Annotated in this window: 17 protein-coding genes; 8 read left to right on the top strand and 9 right to left on the bottom strand. The window is 52.3% G+C overall.

The features are described 5' to 3' along the window. Positions 1–104 precede the first annotated feature (104 nt). From btsR to ppk2, 7 genes are all read right to left on the bottom strand, one after another. On the bottom strand, positions 105–818 hold the full coding sequence (btsR, locus tag BUF15_RS00460; protein WP_073611474.1) for a two-component system response regulator BtsR: 714 nt from the start codon (positions 816–818) through the stop codon (positions 105–107). Then, entirely contained in the window at positions 815–2,509 is a 1,695-nt protein-coding gene (locus tag BUF15_RS00455) for a sensor histidine kinase (RefSeq protein WP_073611473.1), read from the bottom strand. Before BUF15_RS00455 ends, btsR begins: the two co-directional genes overlap by 4 nt. Positions 2,510–2,629: 120 nt before the next feature. Then, positions 2,630–3,958: a TRAP transporter large permease gene (locus tag BUF15_RS00450; protein WP_073611472.1), complete on the bottom strand. Its 1,329-nt coding sequence runs from the start codon at positions 3,956–3,958 to the stop codon at positions 2,630–2,632. Next, positions 3,955–4,458 (bottom strand): TRAP transporter small permease subunit, encoded by a 504-nt coding sequence (locus BUF15_RS00445; RefSeq protein WP_073611471.1) that lies wholly within the window; start codon positions 4,456–4,458, stop codon positions 3,955–3,957. The genes BUF15_RS00450 and BUF15_RS00445 overlap by 4 nt, the downstream gene beginning before the upstream one ends. Positions 4,459–4,556: 98 nt before the next feature. Next, positions 4,557–5,630, bottom strand: a complete 1,074-nt coding sequence (locus BUF15_RS00440) for a TRAP transporter substrate-binding protein (protein WP_073611470.1) — start codon at positions 5,628–5,630, stop codon at positions 4,557–4,559. A 142-nt stretch (positions 5,631–5,772) separates the two neighbouring features. Further along, entirely contained in the window at positions 5,773–7,518 is a 1,746-nt protein-coding gene (locus BUF15_RS00435) for a SulP family inorganic anion transporter (RefSeq protein ID WP_073611469.1), read from the bottom strand. A gap of 122 nt (positions 7,519–7,640) precedes the next feature. After that, the gene (gene ppk2, locus BUF15_RS00430; RefSeq protein WP_073611468.1) at positions 7,641–8,459 is read right to left on the bottom strand and encodes a polyphosphate kinase 2; all 819 of its coding nucleotides are present in this window, start codon (positions 8,457–8,459) and stop codon (positions 7,641–7,643) included. A 953-nt stretch (positions 8,460–9,412) separates the two neighbouring features. Between ppk2 and pta the strand changes: the two genes are divergently transcribed. Next, complete coding sequence (gene pta, locus BUF15_RS00425; RefSeq protein ID WP_073611467.1) at positions 9,413–11,545, top strand: phosphate acetyltransferase; 2,133 nt, start codon at positions 9,413–9,415, stop codon at positions 11,543–11,545. Then, the gene (locus tag BUF15_RS00420) at positions 11,542–12,747 is read left to right on the top strand and encodes an acetate kinase (RefSeq protein WP_073611466.1); all 1,206 of its coding nucleotides are present in this window, start codon (positions 11,542–11,544) and stop codon (positions 12,745–12,747) included. Before pta ends, BUF15_RS00420 begins: the two co-directional genes overlap by 4 nt. Before the next feature lie 206 nt (positions 12,748–12,953). Here BUF15_RS00420 and BUF15_RS00415 read toward each other — a convergent pair whose 3' ends face one another. Beyond that, positions 12,954–15,326: a TrbL/VirB6 family protein gene (locus tag BUF15_RS00415; RefSeq protein ID WP_073611465.1), complete on the bottom strand. Its 2,373-nt coding sequence runs from the start codon at positions 15,324–15,326 to the stop codon at positions 12,954–12,956. A 429-nt stretch (positions 15,327–15,755) separates the two neighbouring features. Between BUF15_RS00415 and BUF15_RS00410 the strand changes: the two genes are divergently transcribed. The 4 genes from BUF15_RS00410 to BUF15_RS00395 are packed head-to-tail and all read left to right on the top strand — an operon-like array spanning position 15,756 to position 21,781. Beyond that, positions 15,756–15,944, top strand: a complete 189-nt coding sequence (locus BUF15_RS00410) for a hypothetical protein (protein WP_073611464.1) — start codon at positions 15,756–15,758, stop codon at positions 15,942–15,944. 49 nt (positions 15,945–15,993) lie between these two features. Next, positions 15,994–17,193, top strand: a complete 1,200-nt coding sequence (locus tag BUF15_RS00405) for an efflux RND transporter periplasmic adaptor subunit (RefSeq protein WP_084553285.1) — start codon at positions 15,994–15,996, stop codon at positions 17,191–17,193. 12 nt (positions 17,194–17,205) lie between these two features. Continuing rightward, positions 17,206–20,364, top strand: a complete 3,159-nt coding sequence (locus BUF15_RS00400; protein WP_073611463.1) for an efflux RND transporter permease subunit — start codon at positions 17,206–17,208, stop codon at positions 20,362–20,364. Then, entirely contained in the window at positions 20,357–21,781 is a 1,425-nt protein-coding gene (locus BUF15_RS00395) for an efflux transporter outer membrane subunit (RefSeq protein WP_073611462.1), read from the top strand. Before BUF15_RS00400 ends, BUF15_RS00395 begins: the two co-directional genes overlap by 8 nt. On the opposite strand, the gene BUF15_RS00390 is transcribed toward BUF15_RS00395, so the two are convergent. Next, a complete protein-coding gene (locus BUF15_RS00390) occupies positions 21,768–21,977 on the bottom strand; it encodes a hypothetical protein (protein ID WP_073611461.1) in 210 nt (69 codons plus the stop codon). The genes BUF15_RS00395 and BUF15_RS00390 overlap by 14 nt on opposite strands. A 98-nt stretch (positions 21,978–22,075) precedes the next feature. Between BUF15_RS00390 and BUF15_RS00385 the strand changes: the two genes are divergently transcribed. Both BUF15_RS00385 and BUF15_RS00380 read left to right on the top strand, forming a co-directional pair. Next, positions 22,076–22,534 carry a hypothetical protein gene (locus tag BUF15_RS00385; RefSeq protein WP_073611460.1) on the top strand — a complete coding sequence of 153 codons (459 nt, stop codon included), beginning with the start codon at positions 22,076–22,078 and terminating at the stop codon, positions 22,532–22,534. A 54-nt stretch (positions 22,535–22,588) separates the two neighbouring features. Continuing rightward, positions 22,589–23,878: an alpha/beta fold hydrolase gene (locus BUF15_RS00380; protein WP_084553282.1), complete on the top strand. Its 1,290-nt coding sequence runs from the start codon at positions 22,589–22,591 to the stop codon at positions 23,876–23,878. Positions 23,879–23,881 lie beyond the last annotated feature (3 nt).

The raw sequence follows: 23,881 nt of genomic DNA, 5'->3' as shown, positions 1-23,881 counted from the left end.
TGTTGTAGGATTATGATTTCATGATAAAAATCTGATCCATAGTCTGCCAAGCATAGTATAAGGTGAAAAGTCAATCAGCCGCTTGCGGTTATGATTTGGATAAATCAGATCAGCAGTTTTTTCTTGATGATCTTGAGATATCGCCTGCTCACCGGAATGAATTTTCCCGAGTGTGTACGGATTTTGGCAAGACCTGCTTCGAGCAGCACGATCTCGTTGATCGAATCGATATTGATCAGATACTGCTTATGGCAGCGGAGCAGCGCAGTGCGTTCCTCCAGGACCTTCAGCGTCACCTCTGTAAAGTATTCATCTGTTGCTGTCACGGCATGGACCCCGGCTGGGCCTGTGGAGATATATTCGATATCTCCAAGCTGAATGAGTTTGATACGGTTGCCGAGAAGGCAGGGAATTCGACGGATTGCTTCGGTCTCGTAGTTGGGCGGGCGGTTTTCACCGATGGTCTTACGGAGTTTGTCGATGGTGAGTGTGAGCCGTCTGCTGTCGACAGGTTTTAACAAGTAATCGAGAGTTTTTTCTTCAAAGGCCTTGAGGGAATACTGGTCATAGGCGGTGACGAAGACCACATGGGGCATTATCTCCTGGTTGATCATGTTAAGCAATTCAAAACCGTCTATCACCGGCATCTGAATATCGAGAAAGAGTACTTCCGGACGGAGTCGGTTGATGAGTTGTAAGGCCTCGATGCCGTTTCCGCAGGAGCCTAGGAGGTCAATTGCGCCGGTTTCCCCGAGGAGCGCTTCCATTTCTTCCCGGGCATGGAGTTCGTCGTCGATGATGAGCGCCCGTATCTTCATTCGCTACATCCTTTGGCTGGTAGGGTTATCTCAATAGTGGTTCGCTCCTGCGGCACAAAGGAGATGGTTACTCCATGCTGCTCGCCGCAGAGATTCTTGATCCGTTTTTCCACAATGCTCATTCCCAGCCCCTTTTTTCCACGCTCTTCAAAATTTCCGCCATTGTCTTCAACCACAATACGCACACATTCCGGCTCCCGCTTGGCGGAGAGTCGCACTAACCCCTGACCGAGCATATTGGAGATTCCGTGCTTGATGGCGTTCTCGACGATGGGCTGGAGGGTAAAAACTGGCAGCTTGAGTGAGAGAAGGGTTGGGTCGATGTCAATCTCCAGCTGAAGCTTGTCCTCGAAGCGGGCCTTTTCAATCACCAGATAGGACTGCACATGGTTGAGTTCTTCTTCGAGGGTGGCGAGATCGCCGGTTCGTTTCAGGTTTTTCCGAAAGAAGTTGGATAGGTGCATCAGCAGATCGCGGGCCCGATCGGCATCCTTTCTGGTGATGGCGATGATGGTATTGAGCGCGTTAAAAAGGAAATGGGGATTGACCTGAGCCTGGGCGAGTTTCAGTTCGGCCCTGGTCAGAAGTGTTTTTTGCTCGACATAACGGGAGTAGAGAATCTGATCGGAGAGCAGTTTGGTTATTCCCTCGCCCAAGGTTTTATTGGTAACGAGAAAAAGTTTGTTCTTCGGCTCGAAGAGGTTGATGGTGCCCACCAGTTCGTTGTCGACCCGGAGCGGCACACAGAGGACAGAGCCCAGCGGGCAATTTTCCGAACGGTTGCACCGCCACTTCTTTTCACCGCCGTCGGCGTAGACAATGCGGTCTTCACGGATGGCTTGCAGCGTTTCCGAGGAGGTGATCGTGTATCCCACCAGATGATGATCGTCTCCTTCACCAACAAATGCCAGGACTTTCTCCTTATCGGTGATAGCTACCGCACCCACGCCCGTTTCTTCCCGGATAACCGAGGCAACCTCACGTGCAGTCTCCATATCAAAACCGCGGCTGAGGATGGCTATGGTCTTTTCCGCCATTTTGAGGGCCTTAGCGGAAAAGGTCACACTCAACTCGTCATACATTTTCCGCTGGTCGCGGATGATAGAGACGAAGATGGCTGCACCGGTCGAGTTGGCAAGGATCATCGGCAGGGCGATAATGCGAACCAGGGCCAGGGCATCGTCAAAAGGTTGGGCGAAGATGAGGATAATCACCATCTGGGTGATTTCGGCAACAAGAGTTGTGAAAAAGGCGACCCAGGGGCAAAGTAGCCGGTGCTGCTGGTAGCGACGCACGAGCAGAATATGGACCAGTCCGCCGAGTAGCCCTTCTGTTGTGGTAGAGAGCCCACAGGAAAAAGCGGTAAAGCCCCCTAAAGAAAAGCGATGGAGCCCGGCGGTGAAACCGACCGCGCCACCTAGCAGCGGGCCACCGATAATGCCGGCGAGAACGGCACCGATGGCGCGGGTGTTGGCGATGGCGTCGTTAATGGGCAGGCCGAAATAGGTGCCGAGAATCGAGAAAACGGTGAAAATACAATAGAGGAACGGTAGCTGGCGCCAGTTGAGGGTGTGGATGTGAAAAGTCTTGAAAAACGGCGATTTGGTGAACAAATAGGCGATGACCAGAAAGACGGACATCTGCTGGAGCAGGGCAAAGATGTTGTTGAGAGAAAATGTCAGCAGATCCATGCAGTACCTCTTGGGAGCCGTTTCTCCGGAAAGGGGGGATGATCGTGCAACCTACCACAGGCAGGGCGGTTTTGAAACGAAATCCCCGCCCAGATGGATGTCGGGCGGGGACCGGTTCTTTTACAGCCCGTAGAGGTGCGGCATGATCACAATCGAAGCCAGCACCAGGACCTGAATCAGGATGAACGGCACTACGCCTCGATAGATGTCCACCGTCGAGACTTCCGGCGGGCAGACCCCTTTCAAATAAAAGAGGGAAAAACCAAAAGGCGGGGTGAGAAATGAGGTTTGCAGGTTCATGGCGATGAGGATGGCAAACCACATCGGGTCAATACCGATGACCTGCGAAATGGGCAGCAGGATGGGGACTACGATATAGCTGATCTCAATGAAATCGATGAAGAAGCCGAGCAGCATGATGGCGGCCATCGAAAGGATGAGAAAGCCCCATTTCTCACCAGGCAACCCGGTCATGAACTCCTCGACAAGAAGATCTGCCCCGGTGTAGACAAAGACCATGGAAAAGGCGGTGGCGCCGATCAGGATGGCAAATACCATGGCGGTGATCTTTACCGTTTCCAGCGAGGCGTCCATGACAATTTTCCTGGTCAGCTTGCGGTACATTGCTGCCAGTACCATGGCACCGAGAGCACCGACAGCGGCAGATTCGGTCGGAGTGGCGATGCCGGCGAAGATCGAGCCGAGTACCATAACAATAAGGGTCAATGGTGGCAAAATGGCGGTGAGCGCACGTCCTACTGAGCCCTTCTTTTCCTCTTCCGGCACAATGATTTGCGGTGCAACCCGCTTATCGACCAGGGCGATGATCACGATATAGAGGATATAGCAACCCACCAGCACCAGGCCTGGGGCCAATGCAGCTTTAAAGAGGTCACCCACGGGCAGCTGAAAAACATCGCCCAAGATGATGAGGACAATGGAGGGTGGGATGATCTGGCCGAGTGTGCCGGCCGCGCAGATCGTACCGGTGGCCAGCTTCTTGGAATAGCCATACTTCAGCATGACCGGCAGCGAGATGACTCCCATGGCCACAACTGAAGCGCCCACCACGCCGGTGGAGGCGGCAAGCAATGTTCCCACCAGAACCGTGCTGATGGCCAGACCGCCGCGTACCTTACCGAAAAGGATACCCATCGATTCCAGCAGTCTTTCCGCCAGCTGCGATTTCTGGAGGATAATCCCCATCAGGATAAAGAGTGGCACTGCCATCAGGATGGTGTTGTTCATGATCGAGTAGATGCGAAAGGGCATCATCGAAAACATCGAAAAGAACTCATCCGCTACTTCAATGAGAGTCGGATCGGGAAGCAGTTCAACCACGGCGGCGATGGCGCCGAAAAAGAGTGCCACAGAACCGAAGGTGAAGGCTACCGGGTATCCCACTGCAAGCAGGATGAGTGCTGCTAAAAACATGATTATGCCGGTCATGATCCTTTCCTCAGGTTGTTGATGTTTTGCAGTAAATAGCCGAACGCCGCGAAAATGAGAAAGGCGAATGAGAGCGGGATCATCCCCTTGATGAGAAAGCGGTAGGGCAGTCCGCCGGGGTCTTCGGAGATCTCGTTCATCACATATGCGTCATGGACAAAACCAAAGGAACCAAAGAAGATAAGCAACGCCAGAGGCAGGAGGAAGAAGAAGGTGCCGATAATATTGATATAGGCTTTGGTCTTGGGGAGCATACGGTCATAAAGGAAGTCGACCCGAACATGCGCTTCGTGCTGGAGGGCGACGCCTACGCCAAAGAGGATGATGACGGAAAAAAGGTGCCATTCCATTTCCTGCATGCCGACTGAACTGGCCCGGAAAAGGTAGCGCATCATTACATCATAGGCGACGTTCAAGACCATCAACAGGAGAGCGACAGCCAGGACAGTACCCATGCCGTTGACAATTCTGCCAATGGTTTTTTCAGTTTTCTCAAGCATGGCGGTAATTCCAGAAGAGAGGAGGGGCGGAGAGGGAGCCGTTCGGTCTGGCAACCGAACGGCTCTGCAAAGATGAGAAAATACCCTGCACGGCTATATTATTCAGCCAGCTCCTGGGTGGTCTTGATGTAGTTGAATTCGGAAATATTGGTCCAGGCTCTGGCCTTTTTCATGTAGGCTCGCTGGGAGTCGAGAACTTCCTTGAAGAAAGGGTCGCTGGCGGCATACTCGTCATAGAGTTCGTCAGCCGCCTTTTTCATCGCCTGGAGAACCGGTTTCGGGAACTCTTTTACCTCGATGTTCGGGAACTCGGTCTTCATCTGAGCCCATGCATCGGCGCTGTCGGCGAAATTATCGGTGTACATGTCGGCTGCAGCTGCCTTCATGGCGGTGACGAGTATGGCCTGATATTCCTTGGGCAGCTTGTCGAACGCTTTCTTGTTCACGAGGAACTGGAGCTCGGTGGCCGGCTCATGCCAGCCAGTGTAATAGTAGGGGGCAATCTTATGGAAGCCCATCTTGATGTCCATGCCGGGGCCGACCCATTCAAGGGCATCGATGGTGCCGCGGTCAAGCGAGGTGTAGAGCTCGCCGGCGGGGATGTTGGTGACATTGACCCCCAGTTTTGCGAAAACTTCACCGGCAAGGCCAGGAATCCGCATTTTCAAACCTTTCAGATCGTCAAGGGACTTGATTTCTTTCTGGAACCAGCCGCCCATCTGTACGCCGGTGTTACCGCCGGGGTAGCTGAGGACATCGAATTTCTCATAGGCTTTCTGCATGAGCTCCATGCCGCCTCCACGGTAGAGCCAGGCGTTTTGCTCATCGACATTCATGCCGAACGGAACCGTGGTAAAGAAAACGCTGGAGATGTCCTTGCCCTTCCAGTAATAGGAAGCGCTGTGACCCATTTCGTATTGGCCGCCTTTGGTCATGTCGAGGATGCCAAGTGCTGCTTTGTGTTTTTCCGCGCCTTCCACCCGGATGGTGAAATTGCCGCCGCTCATCTCCTCAACTGATTTCGCGAGATTGTTGCAGGCTGTGGCGAATGGGGTGAGGGTGGATGACCAGCTCATGGCCAGCTTCCAGCGGACTTTATCGGCAGCTAATGCCGGTGAAGCGAGTAGGGCGAAACCAACACATGCAGATGCGATACGAAACGTCAATTTCATTGCAACCTCCTTTGGATGATGGGATTACGTTCCCCTTATGGGAACCTTTTTATACTACCCAAGGCAAACGGATGACGAAAAGGTGCTATCTGTAAGTGGTCGAATATCCTGCTAAGCGGTTTTCTGATATGGATAACTGGTTTTATTCTTTAGTATCCCCCTGCTGGTGTTTCCAATTGTTGAATGCCTCAACCGCTGAGGTGAGTGTATGATATCTTTCCTCGTTACGGTAACGGAGGTTTGCTTTCAGCCAGTTTTCATCGAAAAACCGCCAAATGGAGGTTTTTACCCGGGCAAAGAGAAGTGTGATTCCTTTTGACTCAAGCTCGTCGCGGAGGTCACGAAGCTTGTGGAGCGCGGTGATATCGATATTGTTCACCGGACTGGCATCCACTACCACCCACTCGACTGGGGTGGGTGACCTGGCAATCTCTGTGGTGATGCTTTTCCGAAAATAATCGACATTAAAAAAGAGGATATTTCCGTCAAATCGATAGAGCATCAGACCCGGAATGGTGGTTGCTGCCGGGTGCTTGGATACATCATGGTACCCGGATAATCCTTTTATTCTGCCAAGAATTTGACAATATGGCTGTGACGCGACATGGAGCATCCAGAGCAGGGTGAGCATGATGGCGAGAAAAACGGCGGGGAGCACATCGAGGTAGAGAACACCCGCCGTTGTTATCAGTGAGAGGATCAGCTCCCGGCGACTGGCTTTATAGAGTTCACGAATGGAAGTTAGATCAAGAAGACCTATACTCGCAATGGCGACAATCGCGGCTAGGGCCGCATTGGGAAGCAGGGAGAGCGGGCCGGTGAAAAAGAGGAGAAAGAGGAGCATCGCGCCTCCGGCGACTATTCCTACCAGTTGGGTTTTTCCGCCCATGTTGTCATTGACGGCAGTCCGTGAGTCGGCACCGGTGACGGGAAATCCCTGGACGAGGCCTGTGGCTATATTGCAGACACCAAAAGCGATAAGTTCCTGATCAGCGTCGATATCGTACCTGTTGCGGCTTGCAAAGCTTTTAGCGGTCAGAATGCCGCTGGTAAAACTGATCAGGGCGATGCCGGAGGCATGTTTAAGAAGTCGCCTGAATGTTTCATTGTCGAAAGATGGGAAGTGGAGGGTCGGGATTCCTGACGGCACCGTACCGAGTACGCTCACCCCGCTTGCCTGCAATTGCAGAATCTTGACCGCTATTATGCTGAGTACCGTGACGATGAGCGGGGCGGGCAGGCGCGGGGCCAACCGTTTTATCAGTATCAGGGTGATCAAGGAAAACCCGCCAAGCAGCAGGGTGGGCGTGTGCGGCATTCCAACATTGTCGATCAGCTCTAGAAGCTTCTGGAGAAAATCGCCGCCCTCACTGTGGTAACCCAACAGTTTAGGGAATTGGCCTATAAGAATGATGATGGCGACACCGTTGAGGTAGCCGATGAGAATAGGCTGCGAAAGAAAGTTAGCGATAAACCCCAGACGACAGATTCCAAAGATAATATGACATAAACCGGTGAGGAGGGTAATGAGGACCATTAACTCCAGATAGTGTTGGGGATTGCCTCCAGCCATCGGGGAAACAGCTGCGGCGACCATGAGGCAGGTGGCTGCGTCCGGGCCGGTTATCAGCTGGCGCGATGAACCAAAGATGGCATAAGCGAGAAGTGGCAGTATGGCTGAGTATATGCCATATACAGCCGGAACCCCGGCAATTTCCGCATAGGCAATGCCCACTGGCAGAGCGACGGCTGCCACCGACAGACCCGCGAGGAAATCGTTACGGAGATAGCTCCGTTGGTAGTGTATAAATGTTTTCACGCCGGGGATGAAACGGTACAACCGCTGGCTGGCGGGGGAGCGTGTTGTTGTGTTGTCCGAATTTTGCATGTGTTTGTGTCAAGTGATGGGCGAATGCACATGCCTCGCGTTATGGGATGGTCGTGGTTGCACTGATCAATAAACGTCGCTATAGACGTCGGCGTTTATTGATAAGCGCAACCTTGTTGTGATCAATATTTTTCCGGGATGACTTTGAACGGATACTCTTTTTCTTTGTAGGACTTGCCAATCTTTCGTTTCGGCAGTTCCACCTTGTCTCGTTTTATCTCTTTGTAGTCTATGGTTGAGAGAAGGTGGGTGATGGTATTCAGCCTGGCGCGCTTCTTGTCGTCGGAATGAACAACGTTCCAGGGAGCCCAGGGGGTATCGGTGGCGGTAAACATCTCGTCGCGGCAACGTGTATATTCGTCCCACTTGTCGTAGGATTTGAGATCCATCGGCGACAGCTTCCAGATCTTCCTGGGATCATCGATCCTGGCCTCAAGCCGCCGGGCTTGCTCGTCGGGACTGACTTCGAGCCAGTATTTGATGAGAATGATGCCGGAATCGACCATCAGCTTCTCAAAGTTTGGCGTGACTTCAAGAAAACGTTGGGCGGCTTCTTCGCTGCAGAATCCCATGACCCGCTCGACTCCGGCCCTGTTGTACCAGCTCCGGTCGAAGATCACCACCTCGCCGGCAGCAGGCAGGTGCGGAAGGTAGCGCTGGCCATACATCTGGGATTTTTCTCGTTCTGTCGGGGCCGGTAGGGCCATGACCCTGAATACCCGTGGACTGACCCGCTCTGTGATGGCCTTGATCGTTCCACCCTTGCCCGCACCATCACGTCCTTCAAAGACGATGCAGACCTTGATCCCTTTATGTATAACCCACTGTTGTAGCTTCACCAGCTCGCCATGCAGTTTTGCCAACTCTTTTTCATAGGTTTTTCGATCGAGCTTCTTAGTCTCGACCTTTTCTTTTTTTTTCTTTGCTTTTTCTTTTTTCATAACAAACCTCTTTATGGGGTGGTCAGCTGGGTTGTGAAGACTCATCGGTTGGAAAATCTCTATTATGCCACGACCCGCCTGTCATGGAGAAAAGAGTTCCCCGTAGTTACGTAATACTGAAGAGCTGTCTGAAGGTATCCTGAAGAGAGACGTCGTGAAAGAAGACGGGTTGTCTTCCGGGTAGTGAGAGTCAGGATTAGTACCTTAAATGACTGCTCCCTAACATGTATATTATGTTTCTTGCTGCTTGTAAATCATCGAGACGAAGTCTGCGGTGGTTTTGGTTATAGAGGCGTCGCAGCTATTGAAGTTGCAGGGGAAACCGCTCTGATTAATCGTGCGAAGAAGAAAGATTTGTTAAGTGTATGTAATTAGTCAGTTATATTCCTTTTCCCGCTGCGCTTTTTGCGTCATTTGACCTGGTGCTGACAAGAGTTATCAGTCTGTCTGGTCTGACCATTGCGTCGAAATTGGTAATACCAATTCTGCATCTTGTTGATCATGGAAAAGCATTGCACGTTATTGCCGATAAAAAAATATCATATAGTAAAGAGATAAGCTGAGTCGTGACAATAGGAGTGAGAACAGGTGGTTTGGCATGCTGTGGTAATCTGGTATGAATAAGAACCGAGTTTCTAATTGGAATTGCGTCGAAAAAGATTGTTTCACCATTCCTGGTCGGCTATTATGGCGTAGCATTTTGCATGGAACTATGGTACGAAAGCTGTTTTTTTGTTCCCTGGTACGATGCAGCACCGTTGAAGGTGATTAATTTTGCAATTACATATGCCGTGTCTACGGCATGTTGTAAATGCAATGCTATTGCTATTGGTGTTTGATCGATAATCGGTGAGCCGGCAGAGGGTCAGAGACAGACAATAGTGCCGGAGAAATCAAAAACATCTCAATGAGGCGGGCTGGTTGTCACTCTGTGATGAAGCCAGCACAGGCGTATGTCGACAAATCTCTATATTACTGCCACCGAAGAACGCAGCGGCAAATCGGCCATTGTTCTCGGCGTGATGCAGATGCTGCTGAAGTCACTCGACAGGGTAGCTTTTTTCCGGCCGATTATTCACGAGACCGAAGAGGGCTGGGAAGATCCGGTCATCAATCTGGTGCTTGAACATTTCGATCTGGATATTGAATACGAAGATACCTTCGGCCTCACCCTGCAGGAAGCCCAGGAGCTGGTCAACTCTGGCCAGGAACCTCTGCTTCACGACATTATTCTCAATAAATACAATGCGCTGAAGTCGGAGTTTGATTTTGTCCTCTGTGACGGCACCGATTTTCGCGGCAAGGATATTGCCTTTGAGTCCAATATCAATACCGATATTGCTGCCAACCTCGGTGCTCCGGTATTGCTTATTTCCTCGGGCCGCAAGAAAGAGACCGAAGAACTGGTACGTTTGACCCAGCTTTCCATCGATGCTCTGGTGGAGAAAGGGGTCGATATTATGGCCTGCATCGTCAATCGAGCTGCTGCTAATGTGCAGGTTGATGATTTCAGCAGGATCCGGGCCAAAAACAAAGGCAATGCCGACACGAAGTTGCCTGTCTATGTGATACCCGAGCATCGTGAGCTATCCAACCCCACGGTGGCCGATGTCAAACGGTGGCTCGGTGCCCATACTCTTTACGGCGAAGAGGGGATGACGACCCTGGTGGAAAACTACGTGGTCGCCGCCATGCAGATCGGCAACTATCTCGACTATATTACCCCGGGTTCCATGATCATCACCCCCGGCGATCGCTGCGACATTATCCTTGCCACCATTGCTTCGCGTCTTTCCACTACCTACCCCGATATTTCCGGCATCATTCTCACCGGCAACCTGTTGCCTTCCGAGAATGTGTTACGTCTCTTAAAGGGGTTAAGTAACACAGTACCGGTACCGATTCTGACCACCGAGGGCCACACCTATCAGACTATCGAAAAGGTTGGCGAACTTTACGGATATATTGAACCACAGGATACCCGCCGCATCGCCACCGCCATCGGCGAGTTCACCAAGCATGTGGATGTGAAGGAGCTGGGTCGCCGTGTTGTTTCGGTGCGGCCGACCAGGGTCACTCCGAAGATGTTCGAATTTGCCTTGATGGAGAAAGCCGGCAGGAACCTGCAGCGGATCGTGTTGCCCGAAGGTACCTGCGACCGTATGCTCCAGGCTGCCGATATCCTTTTGCGACGCGGTGTGGCCAACCTGGTGCTGCTCGGCAATGAAGAGGATGTGCGGATGCGGGCGATCGGCTGCGGCCTTGACCTGAAGTGGGTCGAAATTATTGACCCGTCCCGCTCCAGCTTACTCAACTCCTTTGTCGATGAATATATGGAGTTGCGTAAACATAAAGGGGTCATCGAGGAGGTCGCTCGCGACCGGATGTCCGATCCCACCTATTTCGGCACCATGATGGTTCACAAGGGATTGGCCGACGGTATGGTCTCCGGTGCTGAAAATACCACCGCCCACACCATCCGTCCTGCGTTCGAGTTTGTCCGGACCAAACCCGGCATCTCGGTTGTCTCGTCGGTCTTTATCATGTGTTTGAAAGACAGGGTTTTGGTTTACGGTGATTGCGCGGTTAACCCGAATCCAACAGCACAGCAGCTGGCGGAGATTGCTCTTAGCTCCGCCGAGACCGCGAGAATTTTCGGGGTCGAACCGCGAGTGGCCATGCTGAGTTATTCCACCGGCAGCTCCGGCAAGGGTGAGGACGTGGAGCGCATTATTGAAGCGACTTCAATCGCCAAGGGACTGATACGCGAGCGCGGTCTCGACCTGCATCTCGAGGGTCCCCTGCAGTATGATGCCGCCATTGATCCTGAGGTTGCTGCCACCAAGATGCCGAACTCGGATGTTGCCGGCAAAGCCACAGTTTTTATCTTTCCCGATCTCAATACCGGAAACAATACCTACAAGGCGGTCCAGCGCTCGGCCAATGCCGTGGCCATCGGGCCGATCCTTCAGGGCTTGAATAAACCCGTTAACGATCTTTCCCGTGGTTGTACGGTAGACGATATCGTTAACACAGTTGCTATTACCGCCATCCAGGCACAAGCAGAAAAAGAGGTTAAAAAGTGAAAGTCTTAGTTATCAATTCAGGAAGCTCTTCTATTAAATTTCAGCTTCTTGACATGCAGGATGAGTCTGTGCTTGCATCCGGCCTTGTTGAGAGAATCGGCGAGGCTGAGGGTCTTATTAAGTGCGAACTTCGTCCAGATACCGACGCCGAGGAAGTTATCAAGATCCAGGAACCGGTTCCCAATCATGAGCATGGCATGCGGAAAGCGGTTGATCTGCTGACCGATGCTGACAAGGGTGTTATCAAGGATCGCAGCGAGATCGGTGCAGTCGGCCATCGTGTGGTTCATGGCGGTGAGGCATTTCATCAGCCGACCCTGATCACCGACGAAGTGATTGCAGCCATCGAGAACACTATTCCGCTTGCGCCGCTCCATAACCCGGCCAACCTCGACGGCATCAAAGTGGCCCGTGAGCTATTCCCGGCCGCACCGCAGGTGGCAGTGTTCGATACCGCCTTCCATCAGTCCATTCCGCCGCACGCCTATCATTACGCCCTGCCTATCGAGCTCTATGAGAAACATCGCGTACGCCGTTACGGATTCCATGGTACTTCCCATAAATTCGTGGCTGGTGAGTGTGCAAAAGTCATGGGTAAAAAGCTTGAGGATGTCAACATCATCACTGTGCATCTTGGTAACGGCTGCTCCATGACCGCCGTCGAGAAAGGCAAATCCATCGATACCACCCTGGGTTTGACCCCGCTTGAAGGTCTCGTCATGGGTACCCGTAGCGGTGATGTTGATCCGGCCATCTATGCGTTTCTGGCCCGCAACTGCGACATGGATATTGATGCCATCGACAATATGCTGAACAAAAAGTCCGGTCTCAAAGGGCTTTGCGGTATGAACGATATGCGCGATATTCACAGTGCCATTGAAAAGGGTGACAAGATGGCCAAGCTTGCCCTCGATGTACAGACCTATCGCAACCGTAAATATATCGGCGCCTATATGGCGGCGCTCGGTCATGTCGATGCCATTGTCTTTACCGCCGGCATCGGTGAGAACGACAACATTGTCCGTGAGAAAACGGTTGAGGGTCTTGAGGCCTTCGGCATCATTATGGACAAAAAGGTCAATGACCAGCGGGTGAAAAAGCCGACACTGCTCTCCACCAAAGAGAGCGCAGTGCAGATCTGGGGCATCCCGACCAACGAAGAGTTGGCCATTGCCCGTCAGGCTGTTGAAGTAGTCGCCTGATATTTCAAATTTTGCTGTGGTGGGGTATCTCCTGCCCTGCACAATGAAAAGCCCGAATCCTTTCTCGTGATCACGGAGAGGATTCGGGCTTTTTTCTTTCACTATATGTTCAGCGTTTCCAGTGCTGTAGTCTCATGTTCACTGAGGTTACAAAGGTTTGGTCTGGATTAAAAAACGGCGTAATTTCGACGCACTGGTTCTGGCAACTATCTTCTTCGTCCTCCTCCGTCACGGGAACGCTGGTGTCCGCCCGAGCGTTGAAAGTTCTGACGTTGGGATGAGCGACGCTCACCCGCACTTCTTGCCTGGGCATCTCGCTGTAATCCTTGTTGCACGTTTTTCGCATTGAGCTTCGGTCTTTGCTGGCCGGTTGCGGGGCGGGCAGCCTTTGCCTGGCTGGTTGCCGGTCGCTTGACAGTCTGGGAGGAGGCTGGCTTCCTGGCGACATCACGTTGGGCCGATGTCACCTGGTTTGTAGTTGCAGTTCGCTGGGTCCCGGATTTTGGTTGCGGCTTCAGACTATTCCAGTTGCCGTTTTCATACTTCTGCCAGCTGCCGCTGCTGTCTTTTTTATAGACATTGCCGTCACGGCCGGCATAGACATCTCCTGATCTGGTTTTTGCAACAGCTCCCTGGCCGGATCGGGTATTCCAGGCAGCAGCGCCGGTATTTTGGCCGGTTCGGATTCCTCCCGCACTACCCAGGGAGCCTGACCGGTATCCGCCTGAAACGGACTTTCCACCCCGCTCAGCGTAAAATCTTCCTGCTGAACCATATGCAGTGTTAACCCTGCCACCTTGAGCGTAACCGCCGGTATATGGATTGTAAGCCTGCCGCACACCTGCGCTGCCTGCCGGTCCGTAACGATAGGCACCGCGTGAATAGGTTCCGGTAGAAGGATTGTAGGCGGCAACCCGGCCGGCTCCACCATAGGGGCCGTATACCGAACGGGCGCCGGAATAGTAGCCGCCGTAGCCTGGATGGTAGGTGGCACGGACGCCATACGAATAGTGACTGGGGTAAGGATACCAATAGTCGTGGTGGTGATTATCTGCAATGGCTGCGCCAAGCAGCATGCCCATGCCGAACATCAGTACACCTTTGGCGGCGACATATTCTCCGCTGTAGCCGGAGGTCTGGCTGTAGACCACGGTGGTCGGCGTGGCTTCCTGAACTCTCACATAGGTGGCGTTATAATTCGGGTTGGTGGGAGGGACGGAATAGATGGCGTCAGGCACGCTGGCGGCAAGCTGCCATGGACCGGTAGGGAGGTCGGAAGTGAACCACATACCCTCGCTGCAACAGTAGTATTGGCCATTGACCATAAACACCTGGTTGGGGGTGTTGACTCCGTACTTGACTGTGGTCCCAGGGATGGCGGTGAATTGCGGCTCGCCCTGATAGACGACATCCATTTTTGGCGGGTTGCTGAGATCAACCGAGGTTGTTTGCGGAATCGAGGCGAGTAAGACTGCATCCTCGGCATCACGGGTACCGGGGACGGCTGCTTTGACAAAAGCTGCCGGGCTGTCATCAGGGATATTGCGGAAGTCATCCGGCAGATCATTGGAAGCCTCGCTCCATGGGCCGTCGAGGGTTTTGGTCCTAAACCAACGACCGGCAACCAGGTAATAGAACTGTCCGTCTCCTGAGTGGAGGAACAGTGTAGCGTCGGTATTACTGACCTGCAGCAGTTTTGTGTCCTTGATCGGGAGAAAAGCGGGTTCTCCTTCGGTGATGATCATTTCCGAAGGCTCGGTGGTGACGAACACTACCGGTGCTTGCTCGACAGGTTTGCCTGGAATGTTTTTGCGTACGTCGGCCCAGTTTTCGTCGTCGGGCAGCTGTAGCAATTGCGGTGGCAGCTCTCCTGCTGGTGTCCAGCTTCCCTTTATCGGATCATCGCTGGTAAGCCAGCTTTCCTCATCCAAGAGATAATAACGGCTGTTGGCCGTATCAAAGAAAACATCCCAGTTGGTGTTTGCGGCAAAGAGAAAGGACGGGTCACTACCGTTCACCGGTTTCAACTGTGGGGTGCCCATGAACATGACCAGGATCGCTGGCTGCTTACTGTAAAATATTTTCGGCGGTTCCAGGTTGACATCCACCGCCGGCTGGATGGACTGATTGTCTTCGTCCAGATAGGGCAGGACCCTATCGAGTGAGACGGTGATAGATTCCCTGGGTGGCAAAATCTGGTCGAAGGCGTTTCTCAGCTCCGCTTCTTCTTTTTCGGAAACGTTTGGGAATCGGATCTCCCGCTGATGATTGTTCGTTACCACGGTTCTGTTGTCGTGATCGACTTCCGTGTCTGCGGTAAATTCGGCGACACCGAATCGTTCCTCTTTTCCGGGTCCAGGGGTCACCGAGATGGCGGAGCGGAAATGGATGACTTTATACTCATCCCAGCTATCGACCTGTGGCTGATAGACGGTAACCTGTATGTCATCCCTCTCAGCCGATCTCGGCCAGCCAAGGTCGGCAGGAGATTCGGGATCTGATGACTCGGCCCGGACGGTAATGCCCATACCTAATCCAACCAGCAGCAAGAATAGGGTGCAGACATGCCTGAAATGCATAACGTCTCTCCTTCAGTAGTCAATCGTACTGGAAGTGCAAAAAATTCAGTATATTCAAGAGTAAAAGAGTTGAGATGAACAGCGGCAAGTCCGTGGTGCCGGCTTGCTATGTCATACGAACCAGGTGAGTGCAGAGAAGTACCAGGCCCTGCAACTATTCTACTCCTTATGTGTGTAAGAAGTGAAAGGTTTTTTAGGGGTATGATGACGTGTTGTTTATCATGAGATTCCCATCATGTCCTGTAGCTTGAAAAAATGTTGTCCCACAACTGTTTGCTGTATTGACGAAGAGGCATATTTTACTCAAGTAACTGTACAGATTATGTAAAAGATATTGCAATTCGAATTGGAGAACGGTTAGGGTTAATCAATTATAACTATTTGGTTGAGTAACGAGAAATCGGCGCAACGAAAAAAGCAGGCTGTTACATGGAGCGGCACCGGATCTCAGTTACTGACGACAACACGACTGCATCCGCTTCCCGATCTGGTGGAGCGTTTCATGTTATGGACTTTGGTGGTTTGGTGACAGGCTATGTGAGCCAGGGAAACGGCTCTGTGGCGGATTGGATTGCCAGGTATTCTCTGAACGGTGAAGGGCTTATGTTGGTCGGGTAACGTTCTGGACGGGCACTATTTATATATTTTGCAAACAGGAGTGGTTGGTATGAAGATTGAGCGAAACTCTGGTGGGCGTGCGGTCAGTATGCTTATGCTGGGCGGTATCATCCTGGCAGCCATGGTACTTGCGGGCTGTGAGAAAAAGCAGGAAGTGAAGGCACCTCCTCCACCAGCGGAAGTGAACGTCATCACTGTTACGCCGAAAGTCATTCCGGTTGAAGCCTCATTCGTGGCCCAGGTCGAAAGCGCCCATCAGGTGGAAATCGTTGCACGGGTGAACGGTTTTTTAGAGAAAATCCTCTATTATGAAGGTGATGTCGTCAAGCAGGGGCAGACCATGTTTCAGATGGACCAGAAACCATTCCTGGCCCAGGTCGAGGCAGCAAAGGGGTCCCTGGCCAACAACAAGGCTCAGCTCTGGACGGCCCAGGCTAACCTGAAAAGGGTTGAACCGCTGGCAAAACTCGATGCTGCGTCCAAGAGCGACCTGGATAACGCTATAGGTTCTGTGCAGTCGGCGGAAGCGGCAGTGCATCAGGCCTCAGCCCGCCTTGAGCAGGCAGAGCTCGACTTGAGTTACACCATCATCAAGTCACCGGTCACAGGGGTGAGCGGTGAATCCAAAGCCCGCGAAGGTGCCTACTTAAGCGTTGGGCCAGGGGGGGATTTGAGCTATGTGGCCCAGCTTGATCCGGTCTGGGTCACATTCAGTGTTTCGCAGAATCAGCTTTCCAAAAGCAGGACGGACGTTGCTGCCGGCAGGATCGTAGCTCCAGCCAATCATGAATACACCGTTGAAGTGCACCTTTCTGACGGCGGGATCTACCCACATAAAGGGAAGGTGAGTTTTATCGATCCCACCTTTAATCGTGAGACCGGCACCTTTCTTATCAAAGCTGAATTGCCTAACCCCGATTCGTTGCTGCGACCGGGCATGTTTGTGAAAGCCGTTCTGCAGGGTGCCACGCGTCCTGATTCCCTGACGGTTCCGCAGCGGGCGGTTCAGCAGACCTCCAACGGACAGGTGGTATTTGTGGTGAGCAGTGAAGGGAAAGCGGAGATCCGACCTGTTGTGGCTGGTGCCTGGGTCGGGCAGGACTGGGTTATTGAGCAGGGGCTCAATCCGGGAGAGAAGGTCATTACCGATGGCTTCATGCGCCTGGCTCCCGGCATGCCGGTGAAGGTTGTCGATGCACCTGTAGCCGGAGCGACCAAAAACTCTCCTTCCCAGTCCACAAAGAAATAGACGAGGTCCGTTATGGCAAAGTTTTTTATCGATCGACCGGTTTTTGCCATGGTCATTTCGATTGTTATTGTTCTGGGCGGATTTGTATCGATGCAATCGACACCAATCGCCCAATATCCGGACATCGCGCCGCCGACAGTACAGGTTACCGCCCTTTATCCAGGAGCCACCGCCGAGGTGATTGCCAACACCGTTGCCGCGCCGCTTGAGGCACAGATAAATGGTGTCGAGAATATGAGTTATATGCTCTCCACCAGTTCGTCGACCGGCAATATGACTTTGACCGTTACCTTTGAGCCCGGTACCGATCCTAATCAGGCCCAGGTCAACGTCCAGAACCGGGTCAGTCAGGCCAGTGCCAAACTGCCGGAGGTTGTCGCCAAGCAGGGGGTAACCGTCGAGACCCGCTCCCAGGCGTTTATGATGGCCGCCGCGTTTTACACCGACGACGATCGTTACGACCAGACCTATCTCTCCAACTATGTGAACCTGTATATTCTCGATCCCATAAAACGTCTGCCGGGCGCCAACCTCTCCAGCATGTTCCCCGTGCCGGATATAGCAATGCGCATCTGGCTGAAACCCGATCGTCTTGCTCAGCTGGGACTGACGGCGACCGATGTTTCCAATGCCATCAAGCGCCAAAATCAGGCCTTTGGTATTGGTCAGATCGGTCAGGCGCCGGCCACTGAAGGAATCCAGCAGAGCTTTGTGGTGACCACCAAGGGGATGCTCACCGATCCGTCTGAATTTAATGATATTATCATCCGTGCCGAAGCAGATGGCTCGGCAATTGTCCGTTTGAAAGACATCGGTCACGCAGAACTTGGCTCACAGAACTATTCCATGACTGTCAAGATCGACGGAAAACGGGCGGCGGGCGTCATTGTCTATCAGCAACCTGGAGCAAATGCCATTGCGACCTCGGCAAGAGTTCGCGAACTGATTGAGGAACTCAAGCCGGGTTTTCCTGATGGACTCAAATATAAATACGTTATAGATACCAGTGAGTTCACGGCAGCTTCCATTGAGAAGGTTGTCCACACCTTTTTTGAGGCGGTGGTTTTGGTTGTCCTTGTTGTTCTGCTCTTTCTTCAAAGTTTTCGAGCCACCTTTATTCCGATCCTTGCGGTGCCGATCTGCATTGTCGGCACCTATACCGGTATTTACTTTCTTGGTTTTTCCACCAACATGCTCACCCTCTTCGGTATGATCCTGGCTATCGGCCTGGTCGTTGATGACGCGATCATTGTGGTAGAGGCCGTCGAAGTGCATATGGCTGCCGGGCTTTCCCCTATCGAGGCGGCGAGAAAGGCGATGGACGAACTGTCCGGGGCTCTGGTGGCTATCGTTCTCGTCCTGGTTTCGGTGTTTTTACCCGTTGCCTTTCTGGGTGGCCTGACGGGTACTTTATATAAACAGTTTGCCATTACCATCGCGATATCTATGGTGATTTCAGGTATTGTGGCGCTGACCCTTTCCCCTGCCCTTGCTGCCCGCATTTTAAAACCTGGCGCCCATGAGAAGAAGGGCTTTTCCAGATGGTTCAACAAGAGTTTTGACCGTCTCACAGACGGTTACATAGTGGGTGTACGGTTTTTGATCAATCACAAGATCATCGGCCTCGGCCTTTTTGGCGGCGTAGTGTATGGGGTGATCCTCCTGTTCGGTATTCTGCCGGGGAGCTTTGTTCCTGCCGAAGATCAGGGGTATCTCTTTGGTGTCAATATCATGCCGGATGCAGCAAGTCTGGAGCGGACAACTTCTGTTTCTGATCAGGCTGTCAAGACCCTGCACGAGAATAATGCCGTCAGTTCAGCCTTTCAGGTTGATGGATATAGCCTTATCGACAGTCAGAACAAAACCAATTCCTCAACACTGTTTGTTGCGCTCAAGCCCTATGTTGAGCGCACAGGTGAGGATTCTGGCGCCTTTACTGTTCTCGACAATCTGCGCCGCAATTTCTCGGCCATAAAGGAAGGCATTGTCATTCCTTTGAACCCTCCATCCATACCCGGGCTTGGCACTACCGGCGGCTTTGAATTCTATATCCAGAATATGGCAGGGGCCAGCTCTCAAGATCTGGAAAAAATCACCAAAGGTTTCATAGCGAAGACCCGGGAGCGTGCCGAGCTGGCAGGAGTCTCTTCAACCTTTTCAGCTTCCCAGCAACAGCTCTATTTCGACCTTGACCGCAACCGGGCCGAACTGCTGGGTGTTCCTGTTTCCGATATTTATGGCACGCTCCAGGCATATTTCGGTTCTTCCTACGTGGCGCAATATGTCCAGTTCGGCAGGATCTGGCAGGTTATTATTCAGGCCCAGGCTGAATACCGTGATGAGCCGACCGATTTCGATCAGATTTATGTACGATCGACCAGGGATGGAGAAATGATCCCGCTTTCGGCTCTGGCAACGGTGCGCTATGTACCAGGGGCTGGATTGCTGCCCCGCTTCAACGGTTTTCCCGCAGCCAAGCTGACTGGCAGCCAGGCAACCGGCTACAGTACCGGTCAGGCGATCACCGCCATGGAAGAGGTGGCGAAGGAAGTGCTTCCTGATGGCTACGGTTTTTCATGGGCCGGACAAGCCTTTGAGGAAAAAAAATCGGGAGGTACCTCGAGTTCTGCCTTCATCTTCGGTCTGATCATGGTTTTTCTTATTCTGGCAGCCCAATACGAGAAGTGGTCGTTGCCGATCGGCGTCATGATGGCGGTACCGTTTGCCATCTGCGGTGCACTGCTTGCCACCTGGGGGCGTGGACTTGAAAATGACGTCTACTTCCAGGTAGGTCTGGTAACGCTCGTTGGTCTTTCAGCCAAAAATGCCATTCTCATTATCGAATTTGCGGTGGAGAATGTTCACCATGGCATGACGGTGGTCGATGCGGCGGTGGAGGCAGCCCGGTTGCGTCTCAGGCCCATTGTCATGACCTCGCTGGCTTTTATCCTTGGTTGCGTACCAATGGCGATTGCCACCGGCGCCGGTGCTAACAGTCTCCATGCCATCGGTACCGGTGTTATTGGCGGCATGCTTGCTTCCACAGCCGTCGCCTCGTTTTTTGTGCCGCTTTTTTTCGTTATTATTGAGAACGCTTCAGGACTGTTCACGAGGAAAAAGAAAACTATCCCGCCTGTTGCTGCTACCACAGGAGGTGATCATCATGCGTAAGTTGCTCTATGCCGGAATTGCTGTAACCTTTCTCTCCGGCTGTGTCATCAGTCCTGATTATCAACGGCCGGTTATCGATACTCCGGCGAACTGGACCGTCTCCTATGAGGCCGCGGCCGGGATGACCGACACGGCCTGGTGGAAGCAGTTTGGCGATCCGGTGCTCGATAAACTGATCGCCACGGCCTTGACTGATAATCTCGATCTTAAAGCGGCCACGGCCAGAGTCGATCAGTACCTCGGCCAGTGGCGTACTACCCGTTCAGAGGCCTTCCCGCAGATCGGGGCTTCGGCGTCTTTATCTCGTCAGCAGGATACCAAGACCGGACTGTCGCCGGGGGGACCACCTTACAGCGTGTATGGTGGAAATTTGAACGCCAGCTGGGAGATTGACCTTTGGGGTCGAATCCGCCGGGCCACTGAGGCGGCCCAGGCCGAGTTGATGGCAAGTGAAGCAGGCCGACGCACGGTACTGCTCACCCTGGTCAGCAATGTCGCCGGCAACTATATCATTCTGCGCGGCCTTGATCGACAGCTGGAGATTGCCAGGGAAACTGAACGGGCCTACGCCGAATCCCTGCGTATCTTTCGATTGCGTCATGCCCATGGCACCGTCTCGCAGTTGGAGGTGAGCCAGGTGGAGTCGGAATATGAAAGCGCCCGGCAGGCTATTCCAACCATCGAAGGCCAGATTGGCCGGCAGGAACATCTGCTGGCACTGTTGCTCGGCCACAATCCGGAAACGATTCTCCGCGGTCGGAGCATTGATCGGTTGACTCCACCACCGATTCCTGAAGAATTGCCGTCCCAGTTACTGGAGCAGCGGCCTGATATCATCGCCGCCGAGCAGGCGTTGGTTGCCGCCAACGCCCGGATAGGGGTGGCAAAGGCGCTCTATTATCCGTCCATCTCGCTTACCGGCGCCCTGGGTATTGCCACGATCCATTCTGATAAGATCTTTAACGACGACTCCGGTACATGGGGAATAGGGGGCGATCTGTTGGCGCCTATCTTCACCTTCGGCAATATCGAAGGTCAGGTGATGACAGCAGAGGCCGCTCAAAGGGAGGCCCTCTACAATTACCGGCAGGCAATTATTTCCGGTTTCCGTGAGGTGGAGGATGCGCTCATCGCCACTACCAAAGGTCGGGAGAGCCTGAACTTTAAAGAGCGCAGGGTCAAGGCGCTGGCAACCTATACCAATTTGGCAAAGGAGCAGTATGATGCCGGCACCACGAGCTATCTGCAGGTGCTTGACGCCAATCGCAGTTTGTTTGCCAGTCAGCTCGATTATGTTGAGAGTCAGACCGCAGTACTTGTCAGCCTGGTTGATGTCTACCGGACTATGGGCGGTGGTTGGCTGGAGATAGCCGATTTGGAAACAGCACGGGAGCCAGCTGACCTTATTCAGAAATGATGGCTGGATTTTTGACCTCACTGATGAAGTCAAATTCCGGGGAAAGTACAGGAAAAGCCAAGTGATTGCCCGGGCAATGGTGATGTGATGTTGCCGGTTGCGTTACCAGTGGCATGATGGTCGTGCGCATTTCTTGATAGTAGTCTGTTGCGGCTGTGTGCCGGTGATCAGGTGACTCAGATGCACTCACTATCATACGTACATCCTTCAGGTGTGTATTTTACTTATATTAAGCAGAGCCAGTGTGTGTTTTTTGTGTTGTAAATTTAATATCTTAAAAAGGAGAGAGATTCTATGCGTAAGGTGTTGGTGATTCTGCTGGCAACGGTGATGCTGACCATACCGTTTATGGCCGCCGCTGATGAGGCCGCAGATCTGAAAAAGAAGATTGTGATGGATCAGAAAAAACTCATGGTTATCGAAAACATGGAGTTTAGCGCCGAAGAGGCCGACAAGTTCTGGCCCCTCTATGAGAAATATCAGGAAAAACTCTTTGCCAACAGTCAACAGTACGCCAAGCTTATCGCCGCTTATGCCTCGGTGTATAAAACGATGACGGATACCGAAGCCCTGGTACTTGTTGATGAATACTACCAGGTGCAGGAAGAACATTTAGCTATTATGAAACAATTTTCCGATGATCTGAAAGTTGCTCTGCCCGGCCAGAAAGTTTTTCGCTACCTGCAGGTTGAAAATAAGATAGCAGCAATAGCCCGTTTTGAAATAGCAAAGCGCATTCCCATGGCTCAATAAAATGCCTGAACTATAGGTGGTGTGCATGAATTGTTTGAACCTGAAGGAGGAGAAATGTTGAATCAACTATTGAGATTGTTCGCTGTCTGTGTTTGCCTGCTATTGTGTTGCAGCCTGGCGAATGCCTATGATTATCCATTTGCCAACCGCTATGTTGCCACAGTAGTCGGGACACCGGCGGAATTTGCTGAGGTACTGCCAGCAGATATTCCCACGAAAATCGGCAAGATCAAGATTTTTCCGGATCGCAAGGTTCCCGGAGTACTGTGGAACATGGACGAGCTCTATTATTCGTATCAGCGGCAGGAGGGGCCTGCACCCCTGATCTTTCTTGTGGCCGGTACCGGTGCCAGCTTCAAGAGCAGCAAAATGCAGATGATGCAGCGGGCATTCTATAATGCCGGGTTTAACGTGGTATCGCTGTCATCGCCGACCCATCCGAACTTTATTGTTGCGGCATCTACCAGCAGTGTGCCGGGTGATCTGCAGGAGGATTCGGCTGATCTCTACAATGTCATGAAGGCGGTCTGGGGCAAACTCCAGGACAAGATGAACGTTACCGAATTCTACCTGACCGGTTACAGCCTTGGTGCGGCTCAGTCGGCCTTCATCGCCAAACTCGATGAGCAGGAGAAAGCGTTCAACTTCAAGAAAGTGCTGATGATCAACCCTCCAGTCAGCCTCTACAATTCAGTCGAGATTCTCGATAATCTGCTGGTCGATAATATTCCCGGCGGTTTGGATCATTTTAATGAATTTTACCAGAAGGTGGTCAAAGCCTTCGGCGAAACATATGCTCATGGTGACAAGGTTGAGTTTAACGATCAATTCCTCTATGAAGCATATAAATACAAGAAGCCGCAAAGTGATGAGCCTCTGGAGGCATTGATTGGTGTCAGCTTTCGGATTTCTTCCCAGAATATGGTTTTCACAAGCGATGTTATGACCAAGGCTGGTTACGTTGTTTCCAGGGATATCGAACTTGGTCGCCATGATCATATCACCCCGTATCTCAAGGTACTTGGACGGTTGACCTTCCTGGATTATTTTGAAGGTATTTTCATGCCGCACTTCAAGGCGCTTGATCCGAGTATTACCGAGTCGGCGATGATCCAACAGCTGAGCATGCGTTCCATCGAGAACTACCTGCGCACCTCCCCGAAAATCGGCATGATCCATAATGAAGACGACATCATCCTCCAACCTGGTGAGATCGATTACCTGCGTGACGTGTTGGGAAGCCGTGCGACGATATACCCGCACGGTGGTCATTGCGGCAATATGGCTTACCCGGAAAACGTGAACGCCATGGTCGGATTTTTCCAGAGCACTCAAAAGAATTAAGGG

It is taken from the genome of Desulfopila aestuarii DSM 18488, from assembly GCF_900143695.1.
Taxonomy (GTDB): Bacteria; Desulfobacterota; Desulfobulbia; order Desulfobulbales; family Desulfocapsaceae; genus Desulfopila; species Desulfopila aestuarii.
The sequence above is the reverse complement of the archived record's forward strand: the minus strand, read 5'-3'. Positions and strand labels throughout refer to the sequence as shown.

Bases quoted from the DNA above. Each gene is read 5' to 3' on its own strand.
- BUF15_RS00385 (WP_073611460.1), top strand. From the start codon at position 22,076: ATGCGTAAGGTGTTGGTGATTCTGCTGGCAACGGTGATGCTGACCATA.
- BUF15_RS00405 (WP_084553285.1), top strand. From the start codon at position 15,994: ATGAAGATTGAGCGAAACTCTGGTGGGCGTGCGGTCAGTATGCTTATG.
- BUF15_RS00450 (WP_073611472.1), bottom strand. From the start codon at position 3,958: ATGACCGGCATAATCATGTTTTTAGCAGCACTCATCCTGCTTGCAGTG.
- BUF15_RS00390 (WP_073611461.1), bottom strand. From the start codon at position 21,977: ATGATAGTGAGTGCATCTGAGTCACCTGATCACCGGCACACAGCCGCA.
- BUF15_RS00400 (WP_073611463.1), top strand. From the start codon at position 17,206: ATGGCAAAGTTTTTTATCGATCGACCGGTTTTTGCCATGGTCATTTCG.
- pta (WP_073611467.1), top strand. From the start codon at position 9,413: ATGTCGACAAATCTCTATATTACTGCCACCGAAGAACGCAGCGGCAAA.
- BUF15_RS00380 (WP_084553282.1), top strand. From the start codon at position 22,589: ATGTTGAATCAACTATTGAGATTGTTCGCTGTCTGTGTTTGCCTGCTA.
- BUF15_RS00395 (WP_073611462.1), top strand. From the start codon at position 20,357: ATGCGTAAGTTGCTCTATGCCGGAATTGCTGTAACCTTTCTCTCCGGC.
- btsR (WP_073611474.1), bottom strand. From the start codon at position 818: ATGAAGATACGGGCGCTCATCATCGACGACGAACTCCATGCCCGGGAA.
- BUF15_RS00410 (WP_073611464.1), top strand. From the start codon at position 15,756: ATGGAGCGGCACCGGATCTCAGTTACTGACGACAACACGACTGCATCC.
- BUF15_RS00445 (WP_073611471.1), bottom strand. From the start codon at position 4,458: ATGCTTGAGAAAACTGAAAAAACCATTGGCAGAATTGTCAACGGCATG.
- BUF15_RS00435 (WP_073611469.1), bottom strand. From the start codon at position 7,518: ATGCAAAATTCGGACAACACAACAACACGCTCCCCCGCCAGCCAGCGG.
- ppk2 (WP_073611468.1), bottom strand. From the start codon at position 8,459: ATGAAAAAAGAAAAAGCAAAGAAAAAAAAAGAAAAGGTCGAGACTAAG.
- BUF15_RS00440 (WP_073611470.1), bottom strand. From the start codon at position 5,630: ATGAAATTGACGTTTCGTATCGCATCTGCATGTGTTGGTTTCGCCCTA.
- BUF15_RS00415 (WP_073611465.1), bottom strand. From the start codon at position 15,326: ATGCATTTCAGGCATGTCTGCACCCTATTCTTGCTGCTGGTTGGATTA.
- BUF15_RS00455 (WP_073611473.1), bottom strand. From the start codon at position 2,509: ATGGATCTGCTGACATTTTCTCTCAACAACATCTTTGCCCTGCTCCAG.